Genomic DNA, 25,728 nt, shown 5'->3' on the forward strand with positions numbered 1-25,728 from the left:
CGTCCGTCCGCCCCCCGGCCGCCGGACGGCGCATCGATAACCTGTCCGGCATGACCGTTCCGGGGGGATGGGTCCGGGGCGTCTCCGCGGCCGGGCTCGGCGCCGTGTTCCTCACGGCCATCGCCGTGCAGTCCACCGCCATCGCGCGGAGCTGGGGCGCCTGGTACTGGGTGCCGGGCAGCGTCTGCGCGGCGGCGGTGTGCCTGCCGGCGCTGCTGGGGCTGCGCCGGCCGCTCCGGCCGGCGGTCGCGGGCCTCGGCCTCGCGGTGTCGGCCATCGTGGTCACCCGCCTGGCCGGTCCCGGCCTTCCCGCCGAACCCAGCCCGGCCATGACCCTGGGCCTGGCGGTGCTGACCGGCTCCGCGCTCCGGGCCCTCACCCCGGTACGCGCCGGCGCCATCGCGGGCGCCGTGCCGGCCGTGATCATCGCCGGTCAGCTCGCCGCCGGGCCGCCGTCCGCGGGTCTCGCGGCGGTGACGGCGCTGGACGCCCTGGTCTGGCTGGCCGGGGTCGGGGCCGGGCTGTCGCTGCGGCTGCTGGACGCCCGGTCGTCCGCGGCCGCCGAGCGGGTGCGGCGGGACGAGCGGCTGGCACTCGCCCGGGAACTGCACGACGTCGTGGCGCACCACATCACGGGCATGGTGGTCCAGGCACAGGGCGCGCAGGTGGTCGCGAGGCGGAACCCGGAGCACGTCGGCGAATACCTCAGCGAGATGGAGGCCGCCGGCACCGACGCCCTGGCGGCGATGCGGCGCGTCGTCGGGCTGCTCCGCGACGCCGGCGACGCGGCACCGGCGTCCCCCGGACCCGAGCGGCTCGGCGCGCTCGTGGAGCGATTCCGCCGGCAGGGCCCGGAGGTGCGGCTCAGCATGCCGGACGGGGACTCCGGGTGGCCGCCGGAGGTGACCACCACGGTGTACCGCGTCGTCCAGGAGGCGCTGACGAACGTGTCGCGGCACGCGCCCAGGGCCCGGTCCGTCATGGTCACCGTCGAGCGGACCGCGGAGGGCGTCACCGTCGAGGTGACCGACGACGCCCCGGCGGCCCCGTCCCGCCACCCGCATCGCGGCGGATACGGTCTGATCGGCATGCGCGAACGCGTCGAGACGCTCGGCGGCTCGCTGCGCGCCGGGCCGCGGCCCGGCGCCGGCTGGTCCGTGCGGGCGGCCCTGCCCGTCCCCACCAGGGAGCCCCGATGACCATCTCGGTCCTGCTCGCCGACGACCAGGCGATGATCCGCCGCGGACTGCGGCTGATCCTGGAGGACCAGCCGGACATCAGCGTCGTCGGGGAGGCCGCCGACGGGGCCGAGGCGGTCGCCATGGCCCGCCGGCTGCGCCCGGACGTATGCCTGGTGGACATCAGGATGCCCCGGCTCGACGGCATCGAGGTGACCCGCGCGCTCGCCGGCCCCCGGGTACCCGACCCGATGCGGATCGTCGTCGTCACCACCTTCGACCTCGACGAGTACGTGTACGGGGCGCTGCGCGGCGGCGCGGTGGGGTTCGTCCTCAAGGACGCCGGACCCGCCCTGCTCGTCGAGGCGGTCCGCGCCGCCCACAACGGCGAGGCACTGGTCTCGCCGTCGGTCACCGTCCGGCTGCTGCGGCATCTGACGGCCGCCTCGGCACCGCCCGGCGCCGCGCAGCCCCCGCCCCTGACGGACCGCGAACTCCAGGTCGTCCAGGCCCTGGCGCGTGGCCGCACCAACCAGGAGATCGCCGCAGAGCTGTTCATCTCGCTCAGCACAGTCAAAGGCCACCTGTCGGGCATCCAGACCAAACTGGGGGTGCGCAACCGGGTCGGAATCGTCACGTGGGCGTGGGAGAACCGACTTGTCGACCCACCATGAGCAGCGCCGCGGGGCCGGGCGGCCGAGGCGAAGCCCGGGACCCCTGAACCGGGGCCCCGGGCCGGCATCGGGTTACATGAGCCAGGCGGCGATGTCCAAGCCGGGTCCGCCGGGCGGCCACAAGATGAAGAACACCGCCCAGGCGATGAACTTGGCGACCTCCAGCGCGGTGCGGACCCGCCAGTAGCGGGCGGCATGCCGGCCGTCGGCCCGCCTGCCCTCGATGACGTCCTTCTTCCCGCCGTCGTCCATGATCTGCGTTCTCCTTTCCCGGCCCGGGGGCGGCCGGGTCCCGCGCCGATCCGTCTCGGCGTGAATCCAGGGAACATCCGCAGGCCAGGTGTCCAGCAGGGGTCCGGACGATGCGATGCCCGGCCCGTCCACCCAGGTGCCGGAACCGGACAGGCGCTCGGCCGTCCGGGACGGTCGGCGGCCACGGGCGTCCTCGCGTCGTACAGTCTCGGACAGCGTTGGACACTCGGAGAAGGGTGAGGCGTGGACGACGTTCCGCACACGCACGACCTGGAGGAGAAACTCGCAGCGGTCGCCACCCGGGCGGAACTGGCCGCGCTGCTGCGCGAGTTGCACACGCGGGCGGACAGCCCGTCGCTGCGCACGCTCGACACGGACTCGGTCAAGCGCGGGGATCCGGTGCGGCTGACGAAGTCCTCGGTGAGCGACATGCTCAAGGGCAGCCGCTTCCCCCGCAAGGCGCTGCTGTCGGCCTTCGTCCAGGCCTGCGGGGCCCCCGCCTCCCGCCTGGCCCCCTGGACGCAGGCATGGGAACGCATCGCGACCACTGAAAAAATCCGGCCCCAGACCGACACCGGCACCCGGCCGGACGTGTGCGTCGAGCTGGCGCGATGGGTGGCCGAGTTCGACCAGCCGCACACATCGTCCCCCGAGGAGATCCTCCGCGGCGAAGGGCCGGCGGTGAGCACGAACGACCTGGCGGCCCTGCCCTCGGCACTCGGGGCGCTGCGCTCCAGCGGCGTGACCGCCGAGGTGGTCACCTGCTTCCGCGCCATCCATGTGCCGGTCGGGTCGGCCTCCGAATTCTGGGCGGTGCTGGCCGCGGACATGACGCTGCACCGCGGGACCGCCGGCCACCGGCGGTGGCTCGTCAAGGAGAGCGGCGAGATCCTCAGGCGCAGGAACAAGCCGGAACACGTGGCGCAGCTGCGGCTGACCTGGAAGGTGCTCTTCGAGAGGTTCCTGACCGGCGGCGCCGACGACCCCGCATGGCCGATCGAGCAGATGGTGGCCGACATCACGGCGTGGGCGGGCGGCCGGGCCAACTGGTTCTACCAGTTCATGGTCTGGCTGCTGGAGGTCGTCCCGGACGACCCGGAGCTGTGGACGGGCATCCACAGGGCGCTCCGGAACTACGAGGCCGACCTCCCGAAGGAGGCGCCCTGGGAGCTGCGCCTGCGAGTCAAGAAGGCCCAGGGCCTGGCGTCGCGCCGCATCGGCCCCCGGCGGCCGGCCTCCTTCGCCCCGGCCATCACGCCCATTCCGAGCGGCCGCCTGTGCCCCTACGAGTTCAAGGCGATGCTCTTCCCCCTGACGATCGGCGAGGTCGCCGTCCTGCTGGCGGACGAGGTCCCGGACAACGTCGACCACCCCTACGTCATCGATCTTCCCAAGCCTCCCGAGAAGGGCACGGGCACCGACCTGGTCAACTGCCTGAGCCGGCTGATCGGGGCCTGCATGCGCGACGATCCCGACTCCGAGGAACTGTGGGCGATCCCCACCGCCCCCGAATGGCTGGCCCTCGCCGGCTGCGAGGACACCGACCATCCCTGGGGCCAGTCCCCGCCCACCCCCGAACGGGCGAATCTCGGCTACGACGAACTGCGGGGCAGGCATGAGGTCGAGCCCGTCGGCTGGCGGGAGGGCGGGAAGTCGCCGCACGGCGTCCAGGACTGCTGCGGCAACGTCCACGAGATCGTCGAGTGGCGTCTGGACGGGACCGGCCGCCGGGATTTCCGGCTCGCGGGCGGATGTTTCCGCACCGCACCGAAGTGGTCGTCATGCCGCGTGTTCCGGCCGCTCATCCCGAGGCCCTACTCCAGGCGGAATGTAGGCGTACGCCTGATCAAGTACCACATCTCCGACACCGCCCGCCGCGAGGCCGCACTGCGGGACTTCCTCAACGAACAGGGTGCCGTCAGATGAAGGCGCGCACCTCCTGCTCCTGCCGCGGCATCTCGGTCAGCACTCCCAGCGTGGTGCCGGGAACGCGCGGCGCAGGCGGGCGGGACGCTGCGGGCCGTCCACGAGGGCGCAGATCAACAGGATCCGCCATATGGCCGCCCGCCGTTCCAAAGCCCGGCGGGTGACCCACGACTCCTCCAGCACTTCGGGGATCATCAGCTCCACGGAACACCTTCCGGCGCCCCAACTCGCCACGCCGCGCAGACCTCTGCTCGCCACCCTGGTGCCCCATCCGCACCCTGACCATTTCAACGGGCTGCCGTACGTCGTGCCGGAGGACGTCCCCGCTATACGCCGCCACGGCGCGGTCCCGAAGGTGATCGAGGAGAGCTCTACGGCCGAGCGGGAGCAGTGGGGACCCATGTACGGCGATTACTGACCGGACTCGCCGCCGGGCGCCCGAGCGGTTGCTAGACGGCGGCGCAACGGTCGAGGCGGGATGACCGGGCACGACCTCGATCCGGCCGAGAGCGACGCTGGCGGGATCGGTCGGAGTGGACGGATCAGGTGGCAGCGGGCACGCTGGCGCAATGTCCAGCGTGTACAAGAGTTCGCGGGGCCGGCTCGCGGTCCGCCAGTGGTGTTCGGCTGCTTTGGCGCGGGCCGACTTCCCGCTCGCACATGCAACGGTGGACACCAGCGGCGGCCGGGTAGCGCTCGTGTCGGCCGGACACCAAGGGCCGCGGGTCGTCCTGGTGCCCGGTACCGGCTTCAACGCAGCGGTGGCACTGCCGTGGCTGCGGGCACTGTCAGGGCGGTGGGCGACCACGGTCGTGGATCTGCCCGGTCAGCCCGGACTCAGCGACCCGCACCGGCCCCGGCGGGGCAGGGTGGCCTGGTACGGCCGGGTCCTGGACGAGGTCCTAGCGGCCGCGGACCTGGACCGCGTCGTGCTGGTGGGCAATTCGCTGGGCGCGGCGGTGGCCCTGGCCGCCGACTCCCCCCGGATCGCGGCGCGAGTGCTTGTCTCCCCCGCCGGTCTCATCCGTCTCACGGTGGAACCGGCACTGGCGTTGGCATCAGCCCGTTGGCTGCTGCGTCCCACGCCCGAACACACCCGCCGCATGCTGCGGTTGTTCGTCGCCCCCGGTGAGGACCCGCCAGAGAACGAAGTCGAATGGATGACTCTGATGGCCGCCAATTGCCGCACCACCCTGGCCCCGCCGCCCCTGCCCGCCGAACTGCTCGCCCGCCGCACCGACCGGCCCTGCGTTGTCGGGACGGGAGAGCACGACCGGTTCCTCCCACCTCGTCGACTGGCACCAGCACTGCGCCGGACCATGGACCTCGAGCTGCAAATCCTGCCCAGCATGGGCCACCTGACCACTCCGGATCACCTCGACGCCGTGGTGTCGCTCATAGCCGAGGTCGCCGCCCAGCCCACCGGCTGAATAGCAGCACGGGCATCACCACCGGGCGCTGAGCCCTGGTCGGGGCATCGTCCCCAGGTAGGGGCGTTGTCCCAGGCAGGGGCGTTGTCACCGGCAGGGGCGTTGTCACCGGCAGGGCGTCGTGACCGGTGTGGTGTGGGTGGTGCGGTCGGGAGGGGGCCTGGTCGGTCAGGGCCGGCGGCAGGGCGTCGTTACTGTTGTGTGGTGTGTGGTGGGTGATGCGGTTGGGAGGGAGCCTGGTCGGTTAGGGGCCACCGGTTTGGCGTTGGCCGCGGAGGCGGAGTTGGCGGGCGGGCCGGGCCTTTGGGTAGGTGCGCCGGCGGCGGGGGCGGTCCCGGTGGGGTGTGAGGGCCGTGGTCGAGGTCGGAGCCTGGTCCCACAGGTTCGGGATGCTCGGCTCGGCGTCCGGTCGCGGGTCCGATGGCACGTGTGATGCAACGGGGCGGGGAGCGTCGGCCGACGGCTGAGCAGGCTGAGCGGTGAGAACCGCGTCGCTGGGAGGCAGTGCACGGTAGCTGTAGCGGCCGTCCTGGTCCTTGGTGATGGTGAGCCGGGCCGGGTGACCGGCCTTCCAGCGGTTGTGCCACCCGCAAACCAAGGCGAGTTGGTCGATGTCGGTGGGGCTGTTGCCCAACGCCCAACCCTTGACGTGATCGACCTCGCACAACGTCCCGGGGACCTCGCAGCCCTGCACCGCACACGTCGGGTAAAGGGTCTCAAGGACACGGCGTTGACCCGGGGTGGCGAACCGTTCCCGGTAGCCGAGATAGAGCGGCAGGTGGCCGCGTCCCAGCAATAGCGGCGAGACCCCGGCTGACAGAGCGATGCGGCGGGCCTGTTCGGCGGGGATGGGTGTCCCGTCGGTGAGGCGAGCGGGTGCGGTGCCGCCGGTGAGGGTGTGCAAGTCGCAGACGACCGTGACCTTGGTGGCCTTGTGCCCGCCCGACAGCACGCTCGACAGCGCGGCGGCCGTCCGCTCCGACAGGTCACGGCGGTCGTCGGCACCGGCGGGCTTGGCCAGCGGACCGAGCGTCCCGTCCCAGATCGCGGCGTCTTCGACGTTCAGCCAGCCCTTGATGTACCGGCCGCCGTCCAGCGACCGGGTGGAGTCGATCCAGGACCGCTCATACCCGCGCCGCGAGTCGGCGTCGGGAGTCTCAGTACCGTCGCGTTCGGCGATGACGTCACGGATCCGGCGGCCGAACGAGGCGACCTTCCCGGCGGAGAAGTCCTGATCGACCATGCCGAGCAGGATCTTCTCGGCCGCGGCGCAGTCGGTGTCGTCCAGGCGTGCGACCGCACCGGCGATGGTGGCGGCGTACCCGAACGACAGCGAACCCGACGTCCACCGCCCGGTCATCTCAGCCAGACGGTGCCGCTGGCGGGCCAGGGTGAGACGTTCCTTGGCGCGGGCGTCGCGCATGCCGAGCCGGTTCCGAAGCCACGACTGCGTGGAGGGGAACCCCCACCGCTGGACCTCCATGCCTTTATCCACCACGCCGATGAATCCGGCGAGGACGGCCTCTTGCTTGTCGGTGGCGGCGGCGAGTGCTTCAGTGAGTTCCAGGCACGTCGCCGCGGATTCCGGTGCGGCTCGCTCAGCCAGTTCGGCGGCGACCTCCGAAAGGGCGTTCACCAATTCCATGGTGGACGCCTCATTCAGGCCGATCATCATCGAACGCATGTACGAATGCTATCGCACCCCGGCATCGCAATACGCCCCAGACGACTTGGATCAGGGTTGGATTATTGTCACCACCTGGATAGTCGGAGTGACACGCGGAGCGGTCATAAGCCGCAAATCAGCCATTTCCCCGTGCCCGTTCTTGGCTGGGCGATTCTTGGCTGGGCGGTGGGGGCGGCGCGACCAGGCGGGGCAGGCGGAGCCTGCCCTTTGCACGCTGCATGAGGGGCCGCAGAGGCTCCGAAGTCAAGGGTGGGACGGAGTCCCATCGCGAAGCGACGCGAAGCGCCCTTGACTTTGGAGGGGCGGCCCCGTACGCTGCGCCGCCCCCACCGCCGAATGAACAATTCCCTTGAAGATGATCCAAGTGAGGATGATCCGAGCACCCGATCCCTTGAAGATGATCCGAGAGAAGATGATCCGAGCAGCCGATCTCGATGGACAGGCCCGGCCGGACACGATCAACCAAGACCGGCGGCGAGCACTTTCTTGCTGATCTTGCCTACAGGGGTGCGCGGGAAGGAATCCACTACCTCAATACGATCCGGGAATTTGTAAGCGGCGACGCCTCGCTCGCGCAGGAAGTCCTTGATTTCGCGGAGGACCGGCGCATTCTCACTGTCCCTGATGATGAGGAACGCGCACGTCCGTTCGCCCATCATCGGGTCGGGGAGGCCGACGACGGCGGCGTCGTGGATCGCGGGGTAGGCCAGGAGGTGGTTCTCCAGCTCCTCGGCGGAGATCTTGTCGCCGCCCCGGTTGATCTGGTCTTTCTCGCGGCCCTCCACGACGAGGTGACCCGTCGGGAGTTCGCGGACGAGGTCGCCGGTGCGGTAGAAGCCGTCCGGGGTGAAGGAGCGGGCGTTGTGCTCGGGCGCGCGGTAGTAGCCGCGGAGGGTGTACGGGCCGCGGGTGAGGAGTTCGCCCACTTCACCGGGGGCGACTTGTTCGCCGTCGCCATCTACTACGCGGATCTCATCGGCGGGTGAAAGAGGGCGGCCCTGAGTTTGTTCCACCAAGTCGCGCGGATCGTCCAGGCGGGTGTAGTTGAGGAGGCCCTCGGCCATGCCGAAGACCTGCTGGACCTGGCAGCCGAGGACGTCCGGTACCTCGGCGGCGCGTTCGGCGGCGAACTTGGCGCCGCCGACCTGGAGGAGTTCGAGGGACGAGACGTCTTCGTCGGACCAGGTCACGGCGTCGAGCCAGAGAAGGGCGATCGGGGGGACGACGGCGCAGACGGTGGCGCGTTCGCGTTCGATCAGGGGGAACGCCTCGTCCGGGGAGCCGGACGGGGACAGGACGACCGTGCCGCCGTTGGCGAAGACGCCGAGGATCCCGGGGCAGGCGAGCGCGAAATTGTGGGCGGCGGGGAGGACGACCAGGTAGACGGTGTCGCGGTTGAAGCCGCAGACATCGGCGCTGGCCTCCAGGTTGTAGACGTAGTCGCGGTGGGTCCGCGGGATGAGTTTCGGCAGGCCCGTGGTACCGCCGGATAGCAGGAAAGCGCCTACGTCGGACGGATCGGGGACGTCGACCGCCACGGCATCGGAATGGGCATCCGCGTCAACATCGACATCCGCACCGGCATCCGCACCGGCACCGGCATCGGCACCGGCACCGGCATCGGCACCGGCACCGGCATCGGCATCGGCATCGGCACCGGCACCGGCACCGGCACCGGCACCGGCACCGGCACCGGCATCGACCGAGGAAAGCGCGGTGAACTCCTCGGCGTCGCCGTCCACGATTACGTGCTCTACGGGGAGGGTGCGGGCCATCGTCCGGTAGTCGAAGTCGCCGTCGCGGTCGGCGCAGATGTAGGCGCGGGCCTCGGACAGCTCGCACAGGTAGCGGATTTCGCTCTCGCGGTGCGCGGGGAGGGCCAGGACGGGGGCGGCGCCGATCCGGACCAGGGCGAGGAACGCGACGACGAAGCCCGTGGTGTTCGGGAGCTGGACGACGACGCGGTCGCCTCGGCGGACGCCCAGGCGCCGGAAGCCGGCGGCGGTGCGGGAGGCGCGGTCGTCCAGGTCTGCGTAGGTGAGGCGGTCGTCGCCGGCGATCAGGGCGGTCTGGTCCGGGGCGCCTCGCAGGACGTCGCCCAGGAGGCGGTCGGTCCAGTAGCCCTCGGCCTTGTAGCGCGCTTCGAGGTCGGCCGGCCAGGGAGTGAAGCCGTCGGTGTCCATCGGCGGGCTCACCGCCCGGCGAGCTGGGCGGGGGCGCCGGGGACCGGTTCGGCCGGGTCGGAGCCGAGTGCGACGATGCGGTTGGCTGCGTCGACGTGGACGACGCGGGGCTCGTGGCGGTCCCGGCCGGCGTCGTCCACGGACGTGTAAGTGATGATGATGACCATGTCGCCGGGCTGGACCTGGCGGGCCGCCGCGCCGTTGACGCCGATGACGCCGCTGCCCGCCTCGCCGGTGATGGCGTAGGTGACGAGACGGGAGCCGTTGGTGATGTCGACGACATGGACCTGTTCGCCCTCGACGATGTCCGCGGCCTCCATCAGGTCCGCGTCGATCGTCAGGGAGCCCACATAGTGCAGATCCGCCTGGGTGACGGTCGCACGGTGGATCTTTCCGTTCATCAGCATCCGCTGCACCGGTTCGCCCTCTTTCTCAAGAACAACTAAGGCTAGGCTTACCTTAGCTACTCCCCCGGCAGAGGAGAACCCCGACGATGCTCCGGCGACTGGTGATGGACATCGGTCCGTTGCGCGACAGCAGGCCGTTCCGCAACGTGTTCATCGCCCGCACCGTCTCGGTCTTCGGGATCGGCATGCTGGCGGTCGCACTGCCGGTGCAGGTCTACGCCATGACGGGGTCGACCGTGCATGTCGGCGCGGTGGCCGCGGCCGAGGGTTTCGCGCTCCTCGCGGGTTTCCTGTGGGGCGGGGTGCTGGCCGACCGTTACGACCGGCGGCGGCTGATGCTGCGCGCGAGGACGGCCGCCGGGATCGGGTTCGTGCTGCTGGCGGTCAATGCCTTCCTGCCGTCCCCGTCGGTCGCCGCTCTGTACGTGCTGGCGGCGTGGGACGGCCTCGCGACCGGTGTCAGCGTCACCGCGTTGCTGGCCGCGACTCCGTCGTTGGTCGCGCCGGACAAGCTGGTGGCGGCGGGGGCGCTGAACGCGCTGACCGTCCGGCTCGGGTCGATGGTGTCGCCCGCGCTCGGCGGGCTCGTGGTGTCCGCGTTCGGCGTCGGGTGGAACTACGCCGCCGCGGCGGCCGGGACCCTCGGCACGATCGCGCTGCTGATTAGGCTGCCGCCGCTCGAGCCCGCCGTCGGTGACGAGCCGGAGCCCAACCCGCTGAAGGCCGTCGGCGACGGTTTCCGCTTCGTCGCGTCGCATCGTGTGGTCGGTTCCCTCATGCTCCTCGGGCTGTTGTTCATGGTCGCGGGCGGGATCCCGGTCCTGATGCCCGCGTTCGCCACGCACAGCCTGGACGGCGGACCCACCACGGTCGGGTTGCTGTTCGCCGCGCCGGCCTGCGGGGCGGTTCTGGCGTCCGTGACCAGCGGCTGGGCCGGGTCGTTCCAGCGGCCCGGGCTCGCGCTGCTCGTCGCGTCCGTCACGGGCTTCGCCGCGCTCGCCTGCCTGGGCCTGGCCCGCCACCCCGCGCTCGCCGTCGCGATCCTGTTCGCGTACGGGTTCGTCGAGTCGATCGAGGAGATTCTGCGGTACGGGCTGATACAGTCCCACACGCCTGATTCCCATCTTGGACGTGTCAACGCGTTGTGGGCCGCGCAGGAGACCGGCGGCGGCGCCATCGGGTCGCTGGGCGCCGGGGGCCTCGGCCGCTTCCTGGCGCCGGGCGCGGCCATCGTGGTCTACGGGACGGTCAGTGCCGTTCTCGCACTCGTGCTGGCACTGACACTCACGGGGTTGCGCACCGCGACCATTCGCCCGAAGGCCGAACCCCGCCCCGCCTCGAAGCCCGACCCGAAGCCCGACCCGAAGCCCGAGCCCGAGCCGGAGCGGGGCTGACCCCGGCGCCGGCCGCCCGGCCGCCATCCAAGGCGCGCGACCCTGACCACCAAAGCGCGCAGCCGTCACCCAAAGCACGCGACCGTCATCCAAGGCGCGCGGCCGTCACCACCCAAAGCGCGCAGCCGTCACCCGAAGCGCGACCGTCACCCGAAGCGGGCGGCCGTCACCCGAAGCGGGCGGCCGTCAGGCGAGGCGGGCGGCCGTCAGGCGAGGCGGGCGGCCAGTTCCTCCTCGGTCATGGCCTCGACCTCCAGCCAGATCTCGGCGACGGCCTCCAGCCGTCCCGGCTCCTCCTCCAGTTCGGTGAAGCGCCGCGAGACGCGCGCGACGGTCCGCTCGGCGAACAGCACCCGGACCGGCAGCGCGGTGGTGTCGAGCGCCTCCCGCAGCCGCGCGATCACGGTGGTGGCGAGGACGGAGTCGCCGCCGAGGGCGAAGAAGTCGGCGTCCGCGCCGACGCGGTCCCTCCCGAGCACCCCGGCGACGATCCTGGCCAGCACCTTCTCCAGTGACGTCTCCGGCTCGGCGTAGACGTCGGCGACCTCCCCTGCCTCGGCGGCGGCCAAGGCGGTGAGGGCCTTGCGGTCCACCTTGCCGTTGGCGGTGAGCGGCAGCTCGTCGACGCGGACGAGCAGTTCGGGGACCATGTGCGGCGGCAGGAGGTCGCGGACGCGGGCGAGCACCGCGTCCCTGTCCAGGTCGGGGGACGCGGCGACGACGGCGGCGAGGCGGGCGTCCGCGAGCAGCGCGACGGCCCGGCCGACGGCGGGGTGCTCCCGCAGGGCGGCCTCGACCTCGCCCAGCTCGATGCGGAAACCGCGCACCTTGACCTGGTGGTCGCGGCGGCCGAGGAACTCCAGCGTCCCGTCCGGGCGGTAGCGGGCCAGGTCGCCGGTCCGGTACCAGCGGGTGCCGTCGCGGACGACGAACCTGTCCGCGGTGCGCGCGGGGTCTGCGGCGTAGCCGTCGGCGACGCCTCCGCCGCCGATCCACAGTTCGCCCGTCACCCAGTCGGGACGGTCGCGGCCCAGCTCGTCCACGACCCGGCAGGCGACGCCGCGCAGCGGCACCCCGTACGGGACGGCGTGCCAGTCGGACGGCACCTCGCCGGGGACCTCCTGCACGGTCGAGTGGATCGCGGTCTCGGTCGTGCCGCCCAGCGCCGCGAACCGGCAGCCGGGCGCTCGTTCCCTCACCAGTGCGGGGAGGTGCGTACCGACCCAGTCGCCGCCGAGCAGGACCAGCCGCAGGCTCTCCGCCGGGCCCGTCCGCAGCAGCATCTCCAGCACTGAAGGGACGCAGTTCAGCACGGTCACCGACCGGTGCCGGACCAGCTCGCCCCAGCGGGCGGCGTCGCGCCGCTCGTCCTCGCCGGGAAGGACGACCGCGCCGCCCGCCGACCAGGGCGCGAACAGGTCGAAGACCGACAGGTCGAAGTCGAGCGCCGATATCCCGAACGTGACGTCGTCCGGGCCGATCTCGAACCGCTCGACGAGGTCGCCGATGGTGTTCATCGCCGCGCCGTGCGACACCTCGACACCCTTGGGCTCACCGGTCGAGCCCGACGTGAAAAGGACGTACGCCACCTGGTCGGGACGGGCCGCCACCGGCTCCGCCAAGGGTTCGGCGTCGTGGATCCCGTCCGGGGTGAGGGACGCCGCCACATTGGCCGTCGCGCGGATCTTGGCGCGGCGGGCCTCGGGCTGCCCGGGGCCGATGGGGACGTAGGCGGCGCCTGCGGCGAGGACGCCGAGCGCCGCGGCGGCCTGGTCCGGGCCTTTCGGGAGTTCGATCGAGACGCGGTCGCCCGGCCGCACGCCTTCGGCGGCCAGGGCGGACGCGATGCGCAGGGCGCGGCCGGCCAGTTCGCCGTAGGTCAGCGTCCCGTCGTCGCCCCAGTGCAACGCGGGCGCGTCCGGACGGCGGCGGGCGTGGTCGAAGAATCCCTCGGTCAGCGTCCGCGGCGGCGGCGCCGGGGTCGCGTTGAGACCGTGCCGGACGCGGAGCTGCGACGGCGTCGCGGCGATGCCGAGCGGCACGTCCCAGTCGGCGCCGGGCGCGCCGAGACGGGTGATGGCGGCCGTGTAGGCGTCGAACATCGCCTCGGCGACGTCCTCGGGGAACGCTGGACGGCGGACGTCCCAGTTCAGTAGCAGGCCGCCGGACACCTCGGTCACCTGCGCGTCCAGCAGCACCTGCGGGCCCTGCGAGATGATCCACTCCGGTTCGCCGAAGCGCTCGCGGACGGCGCCGCCGAACAGCTCGCCGAGGTTGAGCGCACTGGTGTAGACGATCGGTGCGAGGACCTGCTCGCCGCGCAGCCTGGACAGGTCGCGCAGCACCTCCAGGCCGGAGTAGTCGCTGTGCGCACCCGCGGTGTGCAGGTTCGCCTGGATCGCGCGGGCGCGCTCGACGAACGGGAGGTCGGCGGTGAGGTCGGCCTCCAGCATGATCGAGCCGGTGAAGTCGCCGACGACGCGGTCCACGTCCGGGTGGACGGGTTCGCGGTGGAACAGCGGCAGGTTCAGCAGGAAGCGGGGCGTCGCCGACCAGGCGCCGATCACTTCGGCGAACACGGCCGCGAGGGCCATGGCCGGGGTGACGCCCTCCGCGTGGGCGCGGGCGAGGAAGCGGTCCTTGTCGCCCGGCGGGAGCCAGTGGTGCTTGCGCTCGACGCGGTCGCCGGGCTCGGGGACGACCGGCAGCTCGGGCGGGCCGGGCAGGTCGGCGAGCCGCTCGGCCCACCACCGCCGGTCCTGCTCGCGGGCCTCCGCGCGGGGGTCGTCGGCGAGGTAGCGGGCGTAGCCGTACCGGATCGGAGCGAGGGTCTCGCCCTCGTACAGGGCGGCGAGGTCGGCGAGCATGACGCGGTAGCTCATCGCGTCGGCGGCGACCATGTCGACGTCGAGGTGGAGGCGGGCGGTTCGTGAGGGCAGCAGGCTGAGCCGGGCGTCGAAGACGCGGCCGTCCTCGATCGGGAGCCGCTGCTCCGACATCTCCGCCCGGATCCCCTCCAGTTCGGCGTCCGGGTCGGCGGATCCGCGCAGGTCGTGGACGGTCACGGCGGGCTCGGGACGTTCGGCCAGGATGCGCTGCGCCCCGTCGTCGGACACGGCGACGCGAAGCATGGGGTGCCGCCTCACCAGGGCGCGGACGGCCTCCTCGAACCGGCCGGGGTCGATGGCGCGGCCGTCCAGCTCGACGTACAGGTGCGCGGCGACGGAGCCGAGCGACTGGCCGGAGTCACGGCCGATCCAGTACGCGTGCTGCATCAGGGCCAGCCCGAACGGCCCGTCCGGCTCGATGTCCACCGCGCCGAGGTCGGCCGCGGCACCATCAGCCGCAGCAGCGCCATCAGCGGCTGCGGCACCGTCGGCGGCAGAGCTAGCGCAGTCAGCGGCAGAGCTAGGAGCGCCGTCAGCGGCAGAGCCATCGGCGGCGGGGCCCGCCGACGGCTCGACCTGGCCCTTCTCTGCGAGCAGGTCCCACCAGCCGGCGAGGGTGGGGCGTTCGGCCAGCTCGGCGAAGCGGATCTCGACGCCGCGGCGGCGCAGCCGGCCGGTCAGCTGCATGAGCCGGATCGAGTCCATCCCGAGCTCGATGAGGTTGTCGTCCGCCGCCGCGGGCTCGCCCAGCACCTCGGCCAGTGCGGTGTGCAGATCTTCCCAGGTCAGCCCTGAATCGGACACGCCACTCCCCTCAAATTAGGTAAGGCTAACCTAATTCAGGGTCTTTTCGCCGTCAACGCCGCTCGCCGTCAAGGCCGCTCGCCGTCAACGCCGCCCGCCGCCGGTCGGCCGGGACGATCAGCGGTGTGCCGGTCTCCGGGTCGGGGATGACGCGGCACGGCAGGCCGAACACGCGCTCCACGAGATCCGCGGTGACGATCTCGCCGGGCGGGCCCTCGGCGAGGACCTCGCCGCCGCGCATCGCGATCAGGTGCGTGGCGTACCGGCAGGCGTGGTTGAGGTCGTGCAGGACCGCGACGAGCGTGCGTCCCTCCTCGTGGAGGCGCGCGCACAGGTCGAGGACCTCGATCTGGTGCGCGATGTCCAGGAACGTCGTCGGCTCGTCCAGCAGCATGATGCCGGTCTGCTGGGCCAGTACGAGCGCGAGCCAGACCCGCTGGCGCTGCCCGCCGGACAGCTCGTCCACGACACGGCCCTCGAGGTCGGTGACGCCGACGGCGGCCATCGCGTCCTCGACCGCGGCCTCGTCCTCGCGCGACCACTGCCGCAGCAGCCCCTGGTACGGGTAGCGGCCGCGCGCCACGAGGTCGCCGACCGTGATTCCCTCCGGGGTGAGCGGCGACTGGGGCAGCAGCCCGAGCCGCCGCGCGAGGCGCTTGGCGGGCAGGGCGCCGATCGGTTCGCCGTCCAGGAGGACGGTTCCCTCCCGGGGACGCAGCAGGCGGGCGAGGGCGCGCAGCAGCGTCGACTTCCCGCACGCGTTGGGCCCGACGATGACGGTGAAGGACTCGTCCGGGATCCGCACCCCGAGCCGTTCGGCGACGACGCGCTTCTCGTACGCCAGCGTGAGGTTCTCAGCGCGCAACCTCGTCACGTCGTCCCCTTCCGTGCGGTGGTCGACAGCAGCCAGGCCAGGTACACGCCGCCGAGGACGCCGGTGACGACGCCCACCGGCATGGCGACCGGCAAGTGAAGAGAGATCAGGTCGCTGCACGCCAGCAGCGCCGCGCCGGTCAGCGCGGCGGGCAGCAGCTGCGCGCCGGGCCGGCGGGTCAGCCGCCGGGCCAGCTGCGGCGCGGCGAGCGCGATGAACGGGACCGGCCCCACCGCGGCGGTCGCGGCGGCGACGAGACCGACCCCGGCGACGGTGAGCAGCGCCCGGGTCCGCTGGACGGGCACACCGAGCGCCTGCGCGGCGTCGTCGCCCAGCTCCCCCATGCCGAGGGGCCGGGCGAGCAGCAGCGCCGCCGGGACGAGCACGGCCAGCGCGAGGGCGAGCGGGACGGCCTGGTCCCAGTCCCGCCCGTTCAGGCTGCCGGTCAGCCAGAACGCGGCCTCGTACCCCTCGCGCAGCTCGGCGCGGGTGATGAGGTAGAAGTTCAGCGCCTGCAGCATCGCCGCCGCGGCGACGCCGATCAGCACCAGCCGGACGCCGTGGACGCCGCCGCCCCGGCGGTAGGCGACCAGGTAGACGGCCAGCGCGGTCAGGACGGCCCCCGCCACGGAGCTGGTGGTGATGGCGACGGCGCCGCCGCCGAACACCAGGATCTGCAGCAGCGCGCCGGTCGCCGAACCGGTGGTGAAGCCGATGATGTCGGGGCTGCCGAGCGGGTTGCGGGAGATGCTCTGGAAGATCGCGCCGCTGAGCCCGAAGGCCAGGCCCGCGAGCAGCCCGGTGACGGCGCGCGGCAGCCGCAGGGTCGTGACGATGAACTCGGTGGCGCGGTCGCCCTGCCCGATGAGGGCGCGCACCACCTCCGGCGGCGAGATGGGGAACTCCCCGGAGCCGACGACGAGGACCGCGGCGCAGACGGCGACCGCCGACAGCGCCCCGCACACCGCCGCGGCGCGCGGCTCCCACCGCACTGAGAGCGCGCCCGTACGCAGGACCCTGACCCTCATGCTCTTCACAGGCATGCTCTTCACAGGTCGCGCGTCCTCCCCCGCCGGACCATCACCGCGAACAGCGGCGCGCCGAGGAACGCGGTGACGATTCCGGTCTCCAGCTCGCCGGGGGTGACGACGCGGCCGATGACGTCGGCGCCGAGCAGCAGGACGGGGGCGAGCAGCAGCGCGTAGGGCAGGACGAGCCGCATGTCGGGCCCGACCAGCGTCCGGACGATGAACGGGACGGCCAGCCCGAGGAACGCGATCGGCCCGGCCGACGCCGTCGCAGCGCCGCACAGCACCACGATCGCGAGGGCCCCGAGCGCGCGGGTCCGCCCCGGGCTCGACCCGAGGGCCCGGCCCGCGTCGTCGCCCATGGCGAGCGCGTTCAGCGGGCGGGCGAGCAGCAGCGCCAGCACGACGCCGGCGACGACGAACGGGAGAATCCGGATGAAGACCGACATCTCCCGTCCGCCGAGGGAGCCGACCTGCCAGAACCGGAAGCCGTTGAAGCTGTGCGGGCTGAGCAGCATCAGGCCGGCGGTCAGCGCGCTGAACACGGCGTTGACCGCGGCCCCGGCGAGCACCAGCCGCGCGGGCGACGCGCCGCCCCTCCCCCGCGCTCCGATCATGTAGACGATCGCCGCCGCGCCCGCCGCGCCGGCGAACGCCGCCCAGACGTAGACGAGCGGCTCGTCCACCTGGAACGCGCCGATGACGATGACCACCGCGAGCGCCGCCCCGCCGTTCACACCGAGCAGCCCGGGTTCGGCGAGCGGGTTGCGGGTGAGCGCCTGCATCACCGCGCCGGCGAGCCCGAGCGCCATCCCGGCCGCGATCCCGAGGAGCGTGCGGGGCAGCCGCAGCTCGTGGACGATCAGCTCGGCCCGCGACTCGTCGTCCGGGGAGAACACCCCGGGCAGCACCCGCCCGAACGGGACGTCGCCGGCACCGATCGCGAGGCTGGCCACGACCGTCGCCGCCAGCACGGTCCCCAGGAGCGCCAGCCACCACCAGTGGGCACGGCGACCGGCACGGCGGCCCGCACCGCGCGGCCCGCCCGCCTGCGCCGGGGCTCTCAGCGGCAGAATCCGCGCGGGGGACGACACGATATGAGGCTAGCCTAAGCTAACAACCCCGGTGAAGGGCGTCCGCGTGGTCGGGGTGTGCCAGGAGCCAGGTCCAGATCTCGGCCGGGTCCTCGGCGGTGTGCTGGGCGCCGCAGTGGCAGATGCCGGTGAGGCGGTCCGAGCCCGGCGACCATTCGACGCGCAAGCGGCCTGCGCCGGTGGGGCGGCCCGTGCTGGTGGGGCCCGTGCTGGTGGGGCCCGTGCCGGTGGGGCGGCCCGTGCCGGTGGGAGGGGCAGGGGTCATCGGGCGGTCTGCCGCTGGAGGAGGCGGCGGGCGGCGAGGCCGCCGGTGTCGATGTTGATGGACAGTTCCTGGTAGCCCTCGGGTTCGGTGGCGATGACCTTCTCCAGGGTGTTCAGCGCCTCCACGTCCTGGAGGACGACCGTGCGGTTGCTCTCGGCGAGGAACGCCGAGACGTTCTCGTCGTCCAGGGCGAAGTCGCGGGCGACCATCCAGAAGTCGTGCGTGGTCGTCTCCGTCTCGGGGGTGATGGCGTAGACGATCTCGGCGTGGCAGGCCTTGGAGTCGTCGCCGTCCGGGCCGGGCTCGACGCCGGTGGGCGCGATGCGGCTGTGCAGGAGGTAGAGGCACGGCGGGTAGTACTCGATGTCCTGCCAGCGGTCGATGCGGCCCTCGATGCCGGTGGACTCGGCGTAGAAGGACGGGCACTCGACGTCCTTCATGCGGCGGCTGACGTAGACGACGCCCGCCTCGTCGTCCACCTCGGTGGTGATGGGCGTCTGCGCCACCTCAGGGGTGCCGATGTAGCCGGCGTGCAGATACGTCTCGTGGGACAGGTCCAGGAGGTTGTCGACGAGCAACTCGTAGCGGGCGGCGAGGGGCTCCATGCCGCGGACGGTCACGTAGCCGGGCGCGTCCAGCCAGGGGGCGCGCGGGATGGCGGTGGCGTCGCCCTCCCCGTCGCCGATCCACACCCAGATGAGCGAGTCCTGCTCGACGACCTGGAAGGCGGGGACGCGGGCGGTGCGCGGGATGCGGGTCTGCCCCGGCACGGCGACGCACACCCCGTCGGGGGCGTAGGTGAAGCCGTGGTAGCCGCAGACGATGCGGTCACCGTCGCGGTTGCTCTCCGACAGCGGGAAGCGCCGGTGCACGCACCGGTCGGTGAGGGCGACGGCCTCCCCGGCCTGTGTCCGGTACATGACGAGGGGTTCCCCGCAGATGGTCCGGGCGAGCAGGTCGTCGCCGACCTCCTGGCTGTAGGCGGCTACGTACCACTGGTTGCGTGCGAAGACCATGGGCCGTTCCTCCGGTGAACGATGAGTGGGCGACGGGTCCCGTCGACCATCTCGACGTTGCGGTGAAGTGGGCCACACCGATTCCGTCCAGCGGAAGAACGCGCCCGTCAGCGGCTGTGCAGCGCGGTCTCCGGAGGACGCAGGGCACGGGGCGCGCCGAGCGCGCGGGAGATGCCGCGGGCGCTGGCGCGGACGACGGGGATGAGCGCCCGCGCCTCCCAGCCGTCGGACGGGACGACGATCGCGACGGCGGCGACGACGGCGTCGTCCGGGCCGAAGACCGGTGCGCCGACCGACAGCGCGAACGTCTCGACCTGGCCGTCGCTGATCGCCACGCCGGTCCGGCGGACCTCGGCGAGGACGCGGCGCAGTTCGGGACCGGACGTGATCGTCTTGTCGGTGAAGCGGCGGAGGGGCCCGGCGATGGCGCGCTCCTGGAGGTCGGCGGCGGCGTGCGCGAGCATCGCGAGGCCGACGCCCGTCGCGTGGGCGGGCCAGCGTCCCCCGACGCGGGACAGGACGTGCACGGCGTCGCGGGCGGAGATCCGCTCGATGTAGACGACCTCCAGGCCGTCCAGGACGGCGAGGTGCACGTTCTCGTGCGTCGCCTCGTAGAGGTCCTCCAGGAACGGCATCGCGGCGTCGCGCAGCGCCGGCCCGCGGGGCGCCAGCGCGGCGACCTCGAACAGCCGCAGCCCGATCCGGTACTCGCCGCCGGGCCCGCGTTCGAGGGCGCCCCAGCGGGTCAGCTCGCCGACCAGCCGGTGCGCGGTGGACAGCGGCAGGCCGGCGTGCCGGCTGATCTGGGTGATGTTCAGCGCGGTGCGCTCGGCGGAGAACGCCTCGAGGATGTCCAGGACGCGGCTGGTGACGGTGGGCCGCCCGCCGCCGTCCGGCGGCTTTCCGGGCGCCGGCCGGTTGGACGCGGTCATGGCATGCCGTGCTCCTCCCGCAGCCGCGTCTTGAGGATCTTGCCGGCGGCGTTGCGCGGGATCTCGCGGGCCAGCACCGCCGACTTGGGGACCTTGTAGCGGGCGAGCCGCTCCGACAGCGCGTCCAGGACCTTGCCGGGGTCGAGGTCCGCGCCCGGCCGCGGGACCAGGACGGCGCGGCCGACCTCGCCCCACGTGTCGTCCGGGACGCCGATGACCGCGCATTCCAGCACGTCGGGATCGGCGAGGATCGCGTTCTCCACCTCCGCCGGATACACGTTCTCGCCACCGGAGATGATCATGTCCTTGATCCGGTCGACGATGAAGGCGTAGCCGTCCTCGTCGAGGCGCGCCGCGTCGCCGCTGCGGAACCAGCCGCCCGCGAGCGCCGCGGCGGTGTCGCCGGGACGTCCCCAGTAGCCGCTCATCACGTGCGGGCCCTGGACGACGACCTCACCGGTCTCGCCGGGCGCGGCGTCCACCATGTCCGGGCCGACGACGCGCACGTCGCTGAAGAAGTGCGGTACGCCGGCCGAGCCCGCCTTGGACAGCGCGTGGGAGGCGTCGAGGAACAGCACGCCGGGGGCGGCCTCGGTCATCCCGTATCCCTGCAGGAACGTCAGGCCCCGCTTCTGGTAGGTCTCGATCAGCGACGGCGGCACCGGGGCGCCTCCGCAGGTCAGGATGCGCAGTGAGGACAGGTCCGCGCCGGCCCAGCCCGGCTCTCGGGCGACCTGCTGGAACATCGTCGGCACCCCGAACATGAACGTGACCCGGTGCTCGGCGATCATATCCAGGGTCGCGGCGGGGTCGAACGCGGCGACCAGCACGCACGTCCCGCCCTTGAGCAGCACCGGCAGCGTGAGCATGTTGAGCCCGGCGGTGTGGAACAGCGGCGCGGACACCAGTGCCACCTCGCCCGCCACCAGGTCGTGGTCGATCAGGACGTTGATCGCGTTCCAGGTGATGTTGCCGTGGGTGAGGGTCGCGCCCTTGGGCGACCCGGTCGTCCCGGACGTGTACATGATCATGCACGGGTCGTCGAGCGCGACGGGCAGGTCGAGCGGGGCGTCGTCGGCGGCGGCGAGGAGCGCCTCGTACCCGCGCTCGCCCGGGTCGTCGAGCGCGATGTGCTCCCGGACCGGGGTGCTGCCGCGGATGCCGTCCACCAGCCCGGCGTGGGACGGCCCGTGCACCAGCGCCGAGGCGCCCGAGTCGTCCAGCTGGTAGGCGATCTCGGGGCCGGCGAGCCGGGTGTTGAGCGGGACGAACACTCCGCCGAGCATGCCGGTGGCGAACAGCGTCTCCAGGAAGGACGGATGATTGGGGCCGAGGTAGGCGACCCGGTCGCCCGGCCCGATCCCGAGGTCGCGCAGGGCGTGCGCGAGGCGCGCGACGCGGTCGAGCAGGCCGGCGTAGGTGAGCGTCCGTCCTTCGTGGACCAGTGCGGCCGTCCGCGGGGTCTTGCGGGCGCGGCGCGCCGGCCACGACCCGAGTCCTTCGTTGCGCATGCGTGGCTGTCCTCTCCCGGGGTGGGCGTACGACCGAAGTTATGCGTATTATTCACGGTGGTCAATGTTTTGCCGAACATCAAATGCCGACCGATGACGGGAGCCGGACGGGTGGCCGAACGGGCGAACGCACGGAGCGCGGCCGGGCCGAAGGCCGCCGGTGAGCCGTCCCCGAGGCTCCGGCCGCAGTCGCTGATGCTGACCTACCTCGGCAACTACGTCCTCGGCCGCGACATCGCCGTGTTCTCCGGCAGCTTCATCGACACCTTCGCCCGGCTCGGCGTCGGCGAGCACGCCGTCCGGTCGACGCTCACCCGCATGGTCGGCCGCGGCCTGCTGGAGCGGCACCGGGAGGGCCGCCGCATGCACTTCGGGCTCACCCCGCGGTCGGAGGCCATCCTGCACGACGGCGACGACCGGGTCTGGCGCCGCGGCGTGCTCAACACCGACTGGGACGGCGACTGGACCGTCCTCGCGTTCTCCATGCCCGAGTCGTGGCAGCGCGTCCGGCACGACCTGCGCGCACGGCTCACCTGGGCGGGCTTCGGGTCGCTCGGAAACGGCACCTGGATCGCGCCGTCCCGGGTGGACGTCCGCCCGATCGTCGCGGGCCTCGGACTGAACGGCCGGCTCAAGGTCTTCGCCGGCCGGGCCGAGCAGCCGACCGACGTCGCCGGCATGCTGCGGGAGGCGTTCGACCTCGACGGCCTGGCGGGCGGATACCGCGCGTTCCTGGACCGCTGGGACCGCCCGGACCCGCTGCCCCGCGCCCCCGACGACCTTGCGCGCTACCTGTGGATGACCACCGAGTGGCTGCAGCTCGTGCGCGCCGACCCCCGGCTCCCCGTCGAGCACCTTCCGGCGGGCTGGCCCGCCGTCCGGGGGCAGCAGGTGCTGCTGGAGCTGCGCGACCGCTACCGGGCCCCCGCCCGGCGGCTGGCCGACGAGGCCATCGAGTTCATCCGGCTGCACTGACCCCGCCGCACTGACCCCCGCCGCACTGGCCCCCGCCGCACTGGCCCCCGCCGCACTGGCCCCCGCCGCGCTGATCCCCGCCGCCCGGCCCTCCCCGCGGACAAGTGGCATGACCTGCCCGTTCGCGGGTACGCGAGGTGCCTGTGATGACGGAAGGTGATCGAATGTCTCTCGGAGCGGACGGGCCGCCGGACAGGGTCCCACTCGAACCGCTGCGGATCCGCAGCCGTGTCCGTGACGACTGCCTCGTCGTGGAGGCGGAAGGGGAGCTCACCATCCTCACGGCCGACCGGCTGCGCGAACACGTCCTGGCGGACATGCGCGGCATCGGCGGGCCGCCGCGGGTCGTCCTGGACGTCGGCGAGGTCGACTTCTGCGACTCCTCGGGCCTCAACGCGCTGATCGTCATCTGGAAGAGCGCGCACCGGGCCGGCGGCGAGTTCGTCCTCGCGCGCCCGGAGCGGCGGTTCCGCACCATCATCGAGCGCAGCGGCCTGGACCGCCATCTGATCGCGCACCCGACACGGGAGAAGGCCATCGCCGCTCTGACCGCGCAGTGACGGCCCCGGGCCCGGCTCGCCGCCTCACCCGGATGATGATGCGCATTCGATGATACGTTTTCCGTATTAACGTCTCACGATGGTGAGGTTCATGGAACGCCTCGACCACCCCGGAGCCGGCGGACGACCTCCTCGGCTCGACGACGAATCGCCGGGCGACGACGGACGGATGGGCGACGACGGACGGCTGGGCGACGACGAACTCCTGCGCAGCCTGCTCACCGGCGGCGCGGAGAGCGAACCCCAGACCGACCGGATCCTGGACGCCGCCCTCCGGTCGTTCGAGACCTACGGGCCGCGCCGCACCACCATGGACGACGTCGCCCGCGAGTCGGGGCTCGGCCGCGCCACCATCTACCGCCGGTTCCCCACCAAGGGCGACCTGGTCACGGGCGTCCTGCTGCGGGAGGCGCGGCGCTTCTTCGCCGAGCTGGACGACGCCGTCGCGGCACTGCCCACCCTGGAGGAGCGCCTGGTCGAGGGGTTCGCCGTCACCCTGCGGATCAGCCGCGAGCAGCGCCTGATGACCCGGCTCATGGTCGTCGAGCCCGAGCTGGCCCTCCCGCACGCCACGGTCAAGGCCGGGCCGCTGCTGGCCGCCGCCCGCGGCTACCTCGCCGGGCGGCTGCGCACCGCGCAGCGCGTCGGCGCGGCGCCGCCGCACGTCGACCCCGAGGTCGTCGCCGAGATCCTCATCCGCCTCACGCACTCGCTGATGCTGACCCCGGACGGCCACATCCCCCTCGACGACGAGGGCGCCCGCGCCTTCGCCCGCGGCTACCTTCTGCCCATCGTCAGCAGCCGGGGGGACCGGGGTCCGGGAGCGTGATCCTCAGGGTGGTGCCCTCGCCGGGCGGGCTCGCCACGGTGACGTCGCCGCGGAGCGCCCGGACGCGGTCGGTGAGGCCGGCGAGGCCGCCGCGCGGAACCGGGGCGGCGCCGCCGACGCCGTCGTCGCGGACCTCGGCGACGATCCCGCCCTCGCCGGGGCGGACGCTCAGCTCGATGGAACCGGCCCGGGCGTGCTTGACGGCGTTGGCGAAGGCCTCGCAGAGGGCGAAGTAGAGGGTCGACTCGATCTCGGGCGGAAAGCGGCGGGCGGGCAGGTCGAGCCGGACGTCGACCGGGGAGGGCGCGGCGGCGACGCGGGCGGCGACCAGCTCCATGGCCGGGCCCAGCCCGGCGCCGGCGAGGATCGCGGGATGCACCCCGCGGGCGAGACCGTCCAGCTCGGAGACCGCCTCGGCCAGCTCACGGCGGCAGGTGCGGGCCTGCTCCCGGGCCCGCGGGTCCCCGGCCGCGGACTCCAGTTCCGCGAGCATCCCCTCCAGGGCCCGCAGCCGCTGCTGGGCACTGTGCTGCAGGTCGGCCGCCAGGCGCTCGCGCTCGGCCGCCTGGACGCGGACGAGGCGCTCCCGGGCGTCGCGGGCCCGTTCGAGGTTGGCCTGGGCCTCCGCCTCCAGCCGGGCGGTCTCCAGCGCGCGGCCGCCGGCGACGAGCGCGGCCTCGACGAGCGGCTCGTGGTCGCGGAGCACGGCGGCGGCGTCCACGGTGGCGAGGGGCTCGCCGGTGGACGTCCTGACCTCGTGCCGCCAGCGTCCGGGGACGCCGCCCGGCCCAGTGTCGTCGAAGCCAGTGCCGTCGAAGCCGGTGTCGCCGATGCGGGTGTCGCCGATGCGGGTGTCGCCGGAGCCGGTGTCCACCGGCCGCCCGGCCACGTCGACGTAGCCGCCGCCGGCCCACAGCCACAGGTCGAGGGAGTCGTCGCGCAGGACGCTGCGCAGCGCGTCGCGGACCTTCTCCACGGAGACGGGGTCGGTGAGGCGCTGCATCCGCTCGGCGACGGTCAGCTCGGCCAGCCGGGCGCGCAGCGCGGTGCCGAAGAAGGCGAGCGGCACCGCCGTGGCGAAGATCCCCTGGACGAGGTAGACGCGCAGGACGTCGTCCAGTTCCACGCCGGCGCCGAGGAGCGTGCCCTGGACCGCCAGGGCCCCGGTGACGCCGATCGTGACGGTGACCGCGACCGGGACGGTGAGCGTCCGGTCCAGCCGCCCGATCCGCGGCAGCCGCGCCAGCAGCATGATCACCAATGCGCCGGCGAGGACCGTGGTCAGGGCCGTCATCGCGCGCTGGACGGCCTCGAACGCCTCCTGGCCGGGGCGCAGCGCCGGCCATACCGCGGTGGCGGCGAAGCCGTTCCACCCGGGCCGCGAGACGACGCACAGGGCGGCCTGGCCACCGACCATGACCACGACGGCGGCGACGGTCCACAGCCGGGCGGCGGGACCGTCCAGGCGTCCTCGCGGGTACAGCAGCACGCCGATGCCGATCGCGGTGAAGAACACCGACTGGGCGAACACCGAGACGACCGGGGCCACGCCGGCGTTCCAGGCCGCCGACCAGGTCGCCGCCCACGCGGCGGCGGCCACGATGAACGCCGCGCCGGTCCGGCGGCCGAGCCGACCCGCGGCCAGCAGCCCGCCCGCGGCCGCGAACCCGCCGCAGCAGGCGAGGGTGACCGCGGCGGCGGCGGGCTGCGCGCGCCAGTACGGCCAGCCGCACGCGAGCGCGCCCGCGGCTCACCTACCGCATGGTCCGCGACACGATCTGGGTCGCCGTGCGCTGGTTCAAGCCGGGCGGCAGGCTGGAC

23 protein-coding genes are annotated in these 25,728 nt (G+C 73.0%); 9 read left to right on the top strand and 14 right to left on the bottom strand.

The window, feature by feature from the left end; genetic code table 11:
* The first annotated feature begins 50 nt into the window (after nt 1-50).
* Together AB0C35_RS31130 and AB0C35_RS31135 are read left to right on the top strand one after the other, a co-directional pair.
* Nucleotides 51-1,199 carry a sensor histidine kinase gene (locus tag AB0C35_RS31130; protein WP_358463587.1) on the top strand — a complete coding sequence of 383 codons (1,149 nt, stop codon included), beginning with the start codon at nt 51-53 and terminating at the stop codon, nt 1,197-1,199.
* On the top strand, nt 1,196-1,852 hold the full coding sequence (locus AB0C35_RS31135) for a response regulator transcription factor (RefSeq protein ID WP_358463590.1): 657 nt from the start codon (nt 1,196-1,198) through the stop codon (nt 1,850-1,852). Before AB0C35_RS31130 ends, AB0C35_RS31135 begins: the two co-directional genes overlap by 4 nt.
* A gap of 72 nt (nt 1,853-1,924) precedes the next feature.
* Here AB0C35_RS31135 and AB0C35_RS31140 read toward each other — a convergent pair whose 3' ends face one another.
* Entirely contained in the window at nt 1,925-2,104 is a 180-nt protein-coding gene (locus AB0C35_RS31140; protein ID WP_358463593.1) for a hypothetical protein, read from the bottom strand.
* A gap of 243 nt (nt 2,105-2,347) precedes the next feature.
* Between AB0C35_RS31140 and AB0C35_RS31145 the strand changes: the two genes are divergently transcribed.
* Nucleotides 2,348-4,030: a hypothetical protein gene (locus AB0C35_RS31145; RefSeq protein ID WP_358463596.1), complete on the top strand. Its 1,683-nt coding sequence runs from the start codon at nt 2,348-2,350 to the stop codon at nt 4,028-4,030.
* Nucleotides 4,031-4,066: 36 nt separating this feature from the next.
* On the opposite strand, the gene AB0C35_RS31150 is transcribed toward AB0C35_RS31145, so the two are convergent.
* A complete protein-coding gene (locus AB0C35_RS31150; RefSeq protein WP_358463599.1) occupies nt 4,067-4,234 on the bottom strand; it encodes a hypothetical protein in 168 nt (55 codons plus the stop codon).
* Nucleotides 4,235-4,292: 58 nt separating this feature from the next.
* Between AB0C35_RS31150 and AB0C35_RS31155 the strand changes: the two genes are divergently transcribed.
* Together AB0C35_RS31155 and AB0C35_RS31160 are read left to right on the top strand one after the other, a co-directional pair.
* A complete protein-coding gene (locus tag AB0C35_RS31155; protein ID WP_358463602.1) occupies nt 4,293-4,448 on the top strand; it encodes a hypothetical protein in 156 nt (51 codons plus the stop codon).
* 151 nt (nt 4,449-4,599) lie between these two features.
* Nucleotides 4,600-5,460 carry an alpha/beta hydrolase gene (locus AB0C35_RS31160; RefSeq protein WP_358463605.1) on the top strand — a complete coding sequence of 287 codons (861 nt, stop codon included), beginning with the start codon at nt 4,600-4,602 and terminating at the stop codon, nt 5,458-5,460.
* Nucleotides 5,461-5,704: 244 nt separating this feature from the next.
* Here AB0C35_RS31160 and AB0C35_RS31165 read toward each other — a convergent pair whose 3' ends face one another.
* From AB0C35_RS31165 to panD, 3 genes are all read right to left on the bottom strand, one after another.
* The gene (locus AB0C35_RS31165; RefSeq protein ID WP_358463608.1) at nt 5,705-7,144 is read right to left on the bottom strand and encodes a DUF222 domain-containing protein; all 1,440 of its coding nucleotides are present in this window, start codon (nt 7,142-7,144) and stop codon (nt 5,705-5,707) included.
* Nucleotides 7,145-7,605: 461 nt separating this feature from the next.
* Entirely contained in the window at nt 7,606-9,330 is a 1,725-nt protein-coding gene (locus AB0C35_RS31170) for an AMP-binding protein (RefSeq protein ID WP_358463611.1), read from the bottom strand.
* 8 nt (nt 9,331-9,338) lie between these two features.
* Complete coding sequence (panD, locus tag AB0C35_RS31175) at nt 9,339-9,746, bottom strand: aspartate 1-decarboxylase (protein ID WP_358463614.1); 408 nt, start codon at nt 9,744-9,746, stop codon at nt 9,339-9,341.
* Between the two features lie 77 nt (nt 9,747-9,823).
* Here panD and entS point away from each other — a divergent pair, with 77 nt between their 5' ends.
* The gene (gene entS, locus AB0C35_RS31180) at nt 9,824-11,131 is read left to right on the top strand and encodes an enterobactin transporter EntS (RefSeq protein ID WP_358463617.1); all 1,308 of its coding nucleotides are present in this window, start codon (nt 9,824-9,826) and stop codon (nt 11,129-11,131) included.
* 206 nt (nt 11,132-11,337) lie between these two features.
* Here entS and AB0C35_RS31185 read toward each other — a convergent pair whose 3' ends face one another.
* The 8 genes from AB0C35_RS31185 to AB0C35_RS31220 all read right to left on the bottom strand — a co-directional run bounded on the left by AB0C35_RS31185 (nt 11,338) and on the right by AB0C35_RS31220 (nt 21,543).
* Nucleotides 11,338-14,823, bottom strand: a complete 3,486-nt coding sequence (locus tag AB0C35_RS31185) for an amino acid adenylation domain-containing protein (protein WP_358463619.1) — start codon at nt 14,821-14,823, stop codon at nt 11,338-11,340.
* 52 nt (nt 14,824-14,875) lie between these two features.
* A complete protein-coding gene (locus tag AB0C35_RS31190) occupies nt 14,876-15,697 on the bottom strand; it encodes an ABC transporter ATP-binding protein (protein ID WP_358463621.1) in 822 nt (273 codons plus the stop codon).
* Entirely contained in the window at nt 15,694-16,725 is a 1,032-nt protein-coding gene (locus AB0C35_RS31195; RefSeq protein ID WP_358463624.1) for an iron chelate uptake ABC transporter family permease subunit, read from the bottom strand. Before AB0C35_RS31195 ends, AB0C35_RS31190 begins: the two co-directional genes overlap by 4 nt.
* 20 nt (nt 16,726-16,745) lie before the next feature.
* Nucleotides 16,746-17,819, bottom strand: a complete 1,074-nt coding sequence (locus AB0C35_RS31200) for an iron chelate uptake ABC transporter family permease subunit (protein WP_358463627.1) — start codon at nt 17,817-17,819, stop codon at nt 16,746-16,748.
* Nucleotides 17,820-17,838: 19 nt separating this feature from the next.
* Nucleotides 17,839-18,084 carry a hypothetical protein gene (locus AB0C35_RS31205; protein ID WP_358463631.1) on the bottom strand — a complete coding sequence of 82 codons (246 nt, stop codon included), beginning with the start codon at nt 18,082-18,084 and terminating at the stop codon, nt 17,839-17,841.
* Entirely contained in the window at nt 18,081-19,100 is a 1,020-nt protein-coding gene (locus tag AB0C35_RS31210) for an aromatic ring-hydroxylating dioxygenase subunit alpha (RefSeq protein ID WP_358463634.1), read from the bottom strand. Before AB0C35_RS31210 ends, AB0C35_RS31205 begins: the two co-directional genes overlap by 4 nt.
* A 107-nt stretch (nt 19,101-19,207) precedes the next feature.
* The gene (locus tag AB0C35_RS31215; RefSeq protein ID WP_358463637.1) at nt 19,208-20,032 is read right to left on the bottom strand and encodes an IclR family transcriptional regulator; all 825 of its coding nucleotides are present in this window, start codon (nt 20,030-20,032) and stop codon (nt 19,208-19,210) included.
* Nucleotides 20,029-21,543: a long-chain fatty acid--CoA ligase gene (locus AB0C35_RS31220; RefSeq protein WP_358463640.1), complete on the bottom strand. Its 1,515-nt coding sequence runs from the start codon at nt 21,541-21,543 to the stop codon at nt 20,029-20,031. Before AB0C35_RS31220 ends, AB0C35_RS31215 begins: the two co-directional genes overlap by 4 nt.
* Before the next feature lie 93 nt (nt 21,544-21,636).
* Between AB0C35_RS31220 and AB0C35_RS31225 the strand changes: the two genes are divergently transcribed.
* The 3 genes from AB0C35_RS31225 to AB0C35_RS31235 all read left to right on the top strand — a co-directional run bounded on the left by AB0C35_RS31225 (nt 21,637) and on the right by AB0C35_RS31235 (nt 23,907).
* On the top strand, nt 21,637-22,518 hold the full coding sequence (locus AB0C35_RS31225; protein ID WP_358463643.1) for a PaaX family transcriptional regulator C-terminal domain-containing protein: 882 nt from the start codon (nt 21,637-21,639) through the stop codon (nt 22,516-22,518).
* A gap of 164 nt (nt 22,519-22,682) precedes the next feature.
* The gene (locus AB0C35_RS31230; protein WP_358463646.1) at nt 22,683-23,078 is read left to right on the top strand and encodes an STAS domain-containing protein; all 396 of its coding nucleotides are present in this window, start codon (nt 22,683-22,685) and stop codon (nt 23,076-23,078) included.
* Between the two features lie 79 nt (nt 23,079-23,157).
* A complete protein-coding gene (locus tag AB0C35_RS31235; RefSeq protein ID WP_358463649.1) occupies nt 23,158-23,907 on the top strand; it encodes a TetR/AcrR family transcriptional regulator in 750 nt (249 codons plus the stop codon).
* Here AB0C35_RS31235 and AB0C35_RS31240 read toward each other — a convergent pair.
* A complete protein-coding gene (locus AB0C35_RS31240) occupies nt 23,873-25,507 on the bottom strand; it encodes an ATP-binding protein (RefSeq protein WP_358463651.1) in 1,635 nt (544 codons plus the stop codon). The two genes, AB0C35_RS31235 and AB0C35_RS31240, sit on opposite strands and share 35 nt — an antisense overlap.
* Between the last annotated feature and the right edge of the window lie 221 nt (nt 25,508-25,728).

This window comes from Spirillospora sp. NPDC048819, assembly GCF_040650055.1.
Lineage (GTDB): Bacteria > Actinomycetota > Actinomycetes > Streptosporangiales > Streptosporangiaceae > Spirillospora.